1 pseudogene is annotated in these 1070 nt (G+C 75.2%); it reads right to left on the reverse strand.

The annotated features are described in order from the left end of the window. Positions 1–126 precede the first annotated feature (126 nt). Positions 127–1070, reverse strand: a pseudogene (locus EAO70_RS37195) (hypothetical protein); the annotation flags it as partial.

A 1070-nucleotide genomic window follows, 5' to 3' on the forward strand; every position in this document is an offset into this window, starting at 1 on the left:
GGCTCCTCACCGCCGCCATCTCCGGCCCCGGCAACCACGTCCGGCAGATCCAGGGCCAGACCTGCGCGGTGGGCGTGGGCGGTGCGGCGGGGTGTGGCGGCCCGGGCGGTGGCCCGGGCCGTCGGCTCAGCGCTCGGGCTTGGGGACCACGTACGGCTGGCGGTCCTCGGTGCACTGGCCCTCGGTGGGCACCTCCACGCCCACCGCGCAGGTCTGGCCCTGGATCTGCCGGACGTGGTTGCCGGGGCCGGAGATGGCGGCGGTGAGGAGCCGGTCGAGGTTCTCGCCGCCGGTGCCGCACCCCTTGAACGCGGGGACCGTCACCTCGCCGGTGAGCGGCCCGCCGCTGGTGAGGACGTAGCCGGTGGCGTCGGTGCCGTTGAGCAGCTGGCCCTTGCCGAGCAGCACCAGGTGGTCGCCGGGGTACTTGGCGGGCTGGGGTTCGGGCGAGGCGAGCGGGGTCGCCGTGCGGCAGTCGGGGCCGACGTCCAGCGGGGTCCCGTTGACCTTGGCGTCGAGCACGCGCAGGACGAGGGGCACCCGGATGTAGGTCTCCGCGATGTTGTCGGGGAAGACCAGGAGGACGTCCGACTCGACGACGAGCGGGCCTGCCTGCTCCAGCACCAGGGTCGCCGTGGTGGGCGCGAAGCCGAAGGTCAGGAAGGTGGACGTGAAGGGCGGGGTCTGCTTGCGCCCCTGGTGGAGGAGGGAGCCCTCCGACCTCTGGAGCAGGTGCAGGGTGCCGTCCGGCCGGAAGTCGATCACCGGCTCGCCCTGTTCGAGCTGGACGCAGGACACCGGGATGAGCGAGGCCCCGTCGAGCTTGCGCACGTTGGAGTAGCCGGTGATGTACGCGGAGAGCGAGGTCGAGGTCGGCTTCTCGGTGACGCAGGGCGGCGCCTTCGGGCGGCTGCCGGGTGCGCCGGGCGTCTCCTCGGCGGCCACCCTCGGGCCCTTGCCGATCTCCGCGGGGGACGCCGGGTCCGGCGCTCCGGTCGTCCCGCGCGCGGGCTCCCGGCCGGCCGGGGCCGTCGTCCGCCCGGAGGGGGCGGCGGAGGGCCGCGCCGGGG

Origin of the sequence: Streptomyces sp. adm13(2018), assembly GCF_008042145.1 — a bacterium.
Lineage (GTDB): Bacteria > Actinomycetota > Actinomycetes > Streptomycetales > Streptomycetaceae > Streptomyces.